This is a genomic window from Candidatus Obscuribacterales bacterium, assembly GCA_036703605.1.
Classification (GTDB): Bacteria; Cyanobacteriota; Cyanobacteriia; order RECH01; family RECH01; genus RECH01.
Genome location: DATNRH010000419.1, coordinates 1 through 7,509, shown reverse-complemented (window position 1 = coordinate 7,509; position 7,509 = coordinate 1). Strand labels below are relative to the sequence as shown.

Below are 7,509 nucleotides of genomic sequence, written 5' to 3'. Positions count from 1 at the left end.
CAGTTCCACCAGCATCAACTGGTCAGCGATCGCTCAGGATTTTACCGCCGTGGTGGGCAAGAGTCGGGTGATCCTGCGCCAGGAAGAGCTCTTGGTGTATGAATGCGATGGGCTCACCAGCTATCGTCAGCGTCCTGCGGTCGTCGTCCTGCCCCGCACTACGGAAGAAGTGGCAGCCTTGGTCAAAATTTGCGATCGCCATGCGGTACCCTTCATTGCCCGAGGATCGGGTACGGGGCTATCGGGGGGTGCTTTGCCGGTGGAAAACAGCGTGCTGATTGTCACCACCTTAATGAAACGCATCCTCAAGGTGGACTACGAGAATCAATGCGTCACCGTCCAGCCAGGGGTAATCAACACCTGGGTCACCCAGAGCGTGAGCGGAGCCGGTTTCTACTATGCCCCCGATCCCTCTAGCCAAAGCGTCTGCTCCATCGGCGGGAACGTCGCCGAAAATTCTGGCGGGGTGCATTGCCTCAAGTATGGCGTCACCACCAATCACGTCCTAGGGCTCAGGCTCGTACTACCCGATGGATCGGTGAAAGACTTAGGGGGCGCAGTACCGGAGATGCCTGGCTATGACCTTACCGGCGTAGTCGTCGGCTCGGAAGGCACCTTGGGGATCGCCACAGAAATCACCCTCAAAATTCTCAAGGTACCCGAATCCATCCAAGTCCTCCTAGCGGACTTCATGAGCATCGAGGCGGCTGGCGCTGCCGTATCGGACATCATCAGTGCTGGGATCATTCCAGCCGGCATGGAAATGATGGACAACTTTAGCATCAATGCTGTGGAAGATGTGGTGGCTACCGCCTGCTATCCCCGAGATGCGATCGCCATTTTGTTGATTGAACTGGACGGTCTGGCTGTAGATGTCTCTGCCAACAGCGATCGGGTTGCCGAGATTTGTCGCCGCAACGGAGCCCGCAACGTAGTCACCGCCACCGAGGCACAAGACCGGCTACGGCTTTGGAAGGGGCGGAAGGCGGCCTTTGCGGCCATGGGCAAACTCAGCCCAGACTACTACGTCCAAGACGGCGTGATTCCTAGAACCAAGCTTCCAGAAGTGCTTCAGGCGATTGAATCTCTTGGCGAGAAACATGGCTATCGCGTAGCCAACGTGTTTCATGCCGGAGATGGCAACTTGCATCCCCTGATTCTGTACAACAACTCAATACCGGGGCAGCTAGAAGCGGTAGAAGCCCTCGGAGGCGATATTTTGAAGCTTTGTGTTCAAGTGGGGGGAAGTATTTCCGGCGAACATGGCATTGGCTCAGACAAACGCTGCTATATGCCGGAGATGTTCTCTGACGCAGATCTTGAAACCATGCAATATGTGCGGCAGGCGCTAAATCCAAGGGGGTTAGCTAATCCTGAGAAGCTGTTTCCAACACCCCGCACCTGCGGTGAAGCAGCTCGAAACGCTGTACCTGAATCATGGACAGACAATGTAGAGCGTTTTTAGGGAGCGATCGCTGCTCACCAGACATCTCTCACCCTAGCACCAACATTAGATGGGTTTAACGTTAGGTAGTTTAAGGATACCGTTAGGCGAGAGCTGCCAACGACTCACTGCCAAGTCCCCATCTCCATGTTTCACACATCAGGTTATGAGGTCACAGGCTTAGGCCTATGACGCATTGGTGATAGCAAACTGCTCAGACGGCTGAATGTGATATTTAATCAAATTCGCTAAGTCCTGCAATTGACTAATGGCCTCAGCTCCCTCTAGCTTCATCAGTTCGCGATCATCACGCATTTCCGTCCAAGTGATGCCGTAGTCGGACACCAAGAATCGAATCAAGTGATTATCGCCTAAGCTCACCATAAATGATGCGCTATTCATCTGCCCGCCACAGGTGTAGCAAGACGCTAAGTAGCCGCGACGCTCCAGCACAATCGCCATTGCCTGGAGATTCATCACGAGATCTTTTACAAATTGTCGATGTTGCTCTGCAAGACGTGTAAACATGAGTTGCCTCCAGTCACCTCACACAATTTAAACACTTTAATCTTTTTTTAAGAATTCCACACCCCACTGATTAGGATTTTCGAACTCAGCGTAGCCTCGACTACAGAAAAACTAATCAACAGTCGTTTCTATTTTGCTGTTTAATAACAGCAGCATGACCTACGCTAGCGAAGTTGTCCAACGGGTACCGTATCAAGCAAGACAAGTTGGATCGATGGGCAAGCTTGTTGAAGCATTCGACGGCGCAGCTAGGGAAGCTGACGACTCGTTACCTATGGGATTCAGTCAGATTGACTGAACTTCCGTGAAGTGTGCGCGAATCGTAACCAATTGGAGTCAGAAACTCATAAATTTGATGCGATTGGAAACGATTCAGCTGGTCTAGCGCGTAACCAAACTATTCACATCCATCTAGCGTAGCGCGTGGAAGAGAAACGTGGTTTTTTATAAGCGAATATGTATGGTTTTGTGATGTTTCTGAGGTGCTATCCCTGGATTTACGGAGGTCTGCTGCTCTCTAGCTAGGACGGTGAGACGGGGACAGATGATTCAGCCTGGCTTTGGAGCTTGAGTTGGCGTTCGGCACGTAGTTTGGGCTGGAGATATAAGTTTTCTAGTAAAACCGTACATCCAGCAATCCAAGGCGGCACAATCAACGCTCCAATGATACCTAGAACCTGCGCGCCACCCAACACGGCCAGAAGTTGGTAGAGAGGATGCACCCCCACAGAGGAGCCTACTAAGAGGGGATCCAGGACGTAGGTTTCAATATTTTGGATGATCACAAACAGCAGCAAGACCCAAAGGAACGTCCACCAACCCTGGGAAACTGCAACGAGTAACGCGGGGATCGAGCCTAAAATGGGCCCGAGAAAGGGAATTAGGTTGGTGACACCCGCGATCGCTCCCAGACCCAAGGCATACTCCGACAACCCCAGGAAACCAAGACTGGTGGTAATTGCCACGCCCAAAATGGCAGACACCAGCACTCGACCCCGAATATAGCTGCCCATGCGCTGGGTCATGGGGGCAAACTGAGCGGCAAGACGTTCATCCCAAGGCTGGGGCAACAGCCGCGCTAGATTCCCCAACAGCGTGCGGCTATCGGACAAAATGTAGCCTGAGAGAAAGATCGCCAGGATCAGGCTAAAAATGCCCCCCACAAACCCGGTGGTTAGGCTAAATGAACGCAGAAGAATTTTTTGGGTGGAGGTAATGGCCCAGCGGGTCACCCCTTGCACATCAAAGAACTGATCAAAAAGCTGACTGACCAAATCTGGACGGGTTTCATTTTGCTGCATCGCCCAGGTTTCAGCGATCGCTAACACGTCTTTTAGGTAAACCGGCAGTTTGCGAATCAACCGTTCAATTTGCTCGAAGGCGGTGGGGCCAATAATCAAGCTGACGCCAATGATCCCCGAGATCAACGTAAGGTAGACCAAGATCACCGTCACCCAGCGCGGGATGCGCCACTGTTCTGCCCAATCCACAATCGGAGCGAAGGTGGCAGCTAAGACCACGGAGATCATCAGCAGTAGCAGCAAACTGCGCAGTTGCCACAGGAGCACCACCAGCACAATGCTCCCCAACACCACCAAAATATTTGAGAGAGACAACGTAAACCGTTGTTCAGGTACACCGTTCAATGGGTCGGGCTCCTTATGCACAAACAAACTAGCCATAAACTTGGGAGGTGGGATCACGCTGCCATAACGCCAGTCCTAGCCTAGAGACTCACCCCTAGGTTTGCCATCCAGACTACGCTAGATCGACCATCCCTGAATGATCCCCTGGGTTAAGCCCACATCGTCAATGCAGGTTTTCACCAACGCGGCAACCACACATCATCCTGCCCTACCTGCAGTGGCATGGATGAATGGCAGAGGTAGGCACTGCTCGCCCTACTAGGCTTTCTGATAGCATTTTTCGTGAACAAGCATGACGAGCCAGCTAGATACCTGATTGCATCAAGAGGAAAGCTGAACGGATCAGATATCCCATCACCACACTCGCCCCTCAATGGCATCTTGTCTCCGCTATCTTGATCCTATTCAAATCCTGTCCCGTTAAAGAGTATAGACAAAATCATCGACGATCGCGCCGGGAACCCACATACCGCCTAGATCACGATGTTCATAGCTACCCACTTCTGGCACAAAGTCCTGGGTTTGCGTCAACGCCACCAAGTGACTGCCAAAACAGCGGTAGAGACTTTCATCAAATCGTAGGTTTTCAATAGGGGCAATCATCTGGCCAGCTTCGACCCAAAAACAGGCATAGCGAGTCATGCCAGTAATTCGTCCCGTGGGGCGATCGCTCCAGTTGAGATAGTGCAAATTGGAAACATACAGCCCTGTATCCAGAGTGGATAGAACATGATCGGGCAATAGATTACCCGGTCGCAGATCAGGCGATCGCAATGTTTCCCCTCCATTGGCTCCGTTAGCAACCTTGCCATACTCTTTGGCCGTGCGGGCATTAACCAGGGTATTCACCAACTCCCCTTGCACAATCAGCGGCACATGGACAGGCGTCATGTCGCCCAGTTGGTTGAATCGGGGTACGAGTCCATGGCTAAAGTCTTCTGATAGGGTGAAGAGGGGGGATAGCCGCTGCTCCCCGGTCTGCAGCAATCGGAACGCGCTATCACCTCGCTGCAGCGCGGCTTCACTGATCCCTCCCCAGGAAAACATACTTAACAGTTCAGCGATCGCTGCCGGCGCAAAATAGGTGCGATAGCTGCCCGCTGGCACAGTCTTCCTAGGCTGGGCCAAGCGGGTGAGTTGCTGCTTGGCTTGATCGAGCCGGGCAGTATAGCGATTGGGCTGCCAATGACTTCCGGCATAGGTGCCCTTCACCGCCTGCCCATCGGTAGTAAACAGAGAATAGTCAAGGGTGAAGGAATCGGTGGCAAACCAGTGATATTGCCCCACCGAATCGCCATAGCCACGCACCACCCGTCCACCCGCATACAGGCCAGCAAAATCCAACCCTGCCACCTCCGCCAGCACCAAATCTGGCACATCCCTAGGTGCAGGAATCATCCCCTGATAGAGTTCGCCGCTGTTGGCCGTGCCGCTGGGTAAGACCAAGTAGGGATCCACCGGCAGTTGGGGCAATTCGCGCCGCAGGGTATCGAGGGCCGCTTGAGCATGATGCCAATCTTGATCCCAGATGCCCGTCAGCGGTAGGTCATAGTAGCCGGTACGCTGATCGGCCATCAACGTCAGCCGCACCTGACCATCGCTAACCGTACCAATTTGGCGAACCTTAGCGCGATTAAAGCGGACAAACTGGCTTTGTTCGCCCGTGAGTTCAAGACTCATGTGCTCATGAGCATGGAGGCGATCGCCTAGGGCAGTCACCAAGTGCCGGAAGACAAGTTCAAGCTGGTCGGCTTTGGTGGACATCATGCTGCCCCTCCTCCAAAAACGTCTACTTGCTCAAAGGCGCAGACCGGCGATCCATGGCCAACCCAAATCAACTGATTGGGCTCACCCTTGCCACAGAGGGGCGTGCCATAGTGTTGCCAGGTAGAGCGATCGCCCACGAGACGGAGACTATGCCAAAATTCGGGCGTTGTGGCGCGGTAGTTGGGGTTGCGCAGCGTGCGGGTGATCTGTCCCTGTTCAATGCGTTTGGCATATTCACAGCCAAATTGAAACTTATAGCGCTGATCATCAATGGACCAGGAGCGATTGGTTTCCATATAAATACCATCGTCAATCTGGGCAATCAGCTCCGGCAAAGGCGTTGAACCAGGCTCTAGGTTGATGTTGGCCATGCGATCAATGGGCGGGCGGTTCCAAGAGGTGGCCCGCGCGCAGGCTACGCCTCTCACCCGTAAGCGCTCTTGGCTTTCCAAACTGCCCAAACCACGCTCTAAAGTGCCCGATCGGATCAGATATTGCCGTTGGGCTGGGGCTCCGATGTCATCAAACTGGTAGCTGGCTAACTCCCCATCGATGGTGGGATCAAACACCACATTCATCAACGGCGAACCATAGGCCAGCCGTCCAAAATCTTGGGGTTTCACAAAGCTGCCGCCCGCATAGTTGCGCTCATCCCCCAAGATGCGATCCAGTTCTAGGGGATGCCCCACACTTTCATGCAACTGCAGCATCATTTGATCAGGAGCCAGAACGAGGGTCGTTTTTAACGTTGGGCATTCCTCCGCCGTCAGCAGTTCCACTGCCTGCTCCCCAATGTGTTGCGATCGCGCCCAGAGATCATCCGTCAAAAAACATTCCCAGCCCCCTTGGTAAGAATGGGCTAAATATCCGTGGTCACTGCGCTGCTGAATAATCGCGCCATCCTCCGCCGTAGCCGACAGATGCCCTTCCACCACCGACAGGGTTTGATGCACATCCGAACCGCTGCTGCTCACCAACCAGATATCGATCTCACGGGTCACGGCGGTGGCGATCGCCTGCACAACCTGAGACGACACCGTCAAATGACGACATAGCCGCAGCAGAATATCATTCACATCCCCCGCCGTCAGCACATCCAGCGGTTTTGCACAGGGCGAGCGATAGTGCCCCACCACGGGCGGGCGCACCGACGTGGTACAGGCATGCAGCCCCCACTGCCGAGCGGCGATCGCCTGCAGATGTGCTTGATCTGCAGCTCGCTGGACGTCATCACGATCAAAGGAGTTGGTGGCTCCATAGCCCAACTGCCCATCCACCACCACCTCCACCATGATGCCCATATCTAAACGGGTGCCGTTGTGGGTGGGATGCTGACGGCGCACCGATCGCCGCGTTGACACCTCTCGCATGGCCCGCAGGCCGATCCAGTCTGCATCGACGTGCAGAGACTGCAAGAGTTGAGTTAGGTCAGGAATCATAGGGTTCAAGGCAGAGACTAAGTTGAAGACCACCAACGGATCGACAGGATCGCCGCCGTAACCAGCGATCGCCACCGATGTCCTTCAGTGTATTCAATGTATACAGTGTGATGGTCGCCTGACTAGCGGTAGATGCCTAACGTCCCGAGATCATGACCCTCGCTGGTCGCGCTTAGCCAAAGGAGATGATCAGGTATCCGTCCTGGAATTTTGCCCCCGTCACCGATCGCCCCTGGAGGGCCGGCGGCAGGAAGATGTTGCGTCGCTGATCCCCTGCTTCAATGGTCACCTCAGGGCCATACTGAGTTAGCTTAACCTGGGTTTTATTGAAGCCTGGCAAAAACAAGCTCACCTGGCGATCGCGTTCATGCACAGTAATCGGGCGGGGCGCTTGGGTGGCTTGGCGAAAATCGGGCAGAGCCGGGGCGATCGCCTCCCAACTAGCCTGGTGAGGAATGGACGATACGGACAGGGGCGCAAACTCCGCCGACACATCACCCTCAGCTTGGTTGAGCAAGACGCCACCGACAGTCAGCCCCACCTGCTGAGCGCTGCCCCAGAGGTATCGGGCCGTAGCGATCGCATCAGCCGCCGTCGTCGTCACCAGGTAGGCCGCCACCCGACTGGGATCCGCCACCGCCATTTTGCCGTTATCCAGAAGATTATTCACTTGCCCGGCTGGCTG

6 protein-coding genes are annotated in these 7,509 nt (G+C 54.4%); 1 reads left to right on the top strand and 5 read right to left on the bottom strand.

Features of this window, described 5'->3' with window-relative positions; all coding sequences use genetic code 11:
* A partial coding sequence (gene glcD, locus V6D20_08600) for a glycolate oxidase subunit GlcD (GenBank protein HEY9815841.1) occupies window positions 1-1,465 on the top strand: 1,465 nt, incomplete at its 5' end.
* Between the two features lie 165 nt (window positions 1,466-1,630).
* Here the strand turns inward: glcD and V6D20_08595 are convergent.
* The 5 genes from V6D20_08595 to V6D20_08575 all read right to left on the bottom strand — a co-directional run.
* Entirely contained in the window at window positions 1,631-1,972 is a 342-nt protein-coding gene (locus tag V6D20_08595) for a DUF1815 family protein (GenBank protein HEY9815840.1), read from the bottom strand.
* Between the two features lie 521 nt (window positions 1,973-2,493).
* Window positions 2,494-3,654, bottom strand: a complete 1,161-nt coding sequence (locus V6D20_08590; protein ID HEY9815839.1) for an AI-2E family transporter — start codon at window positions 3,652-3,654, stop codon at window positions 2,494-2,496.
* A 384-nt stretch (window positions 3,655-4,038) separates the two neighbouring features.
* Complete coding sequence (locus V6D20_08585) at window positions 4,039-5,385, bottom strand: metallopeptidase TldD-related protein (GenBank protein HEY9815838.1); 1,347 nt, start codon at window positions 5,383-5,385, stop codon at window positions 4,039-4,041.
* Complete coding sequence (locus V6D20_08580; GenBank protein HEY9815837.1) at window positions 5,382-6,899, bottom strand: TldD/PmbA family protein; 1,518 nt, start codon at window positions 6,897-6,899, stop codon at window positions 5,382-5,384. Before V6D20_08580 ends, V6D20_08585 begins: the two co-directional genes overlap by 4 nt.
* Before the next feature lie 97 nt (window positions 6,900-6,996).
* Window positions 6,997-7,509: hypothetical protein (locus V6D20_08575; GenBank protein HEY9815836.1), on the bottom strand; the 513-nt coding region annotated here is incomplete at its 5' end.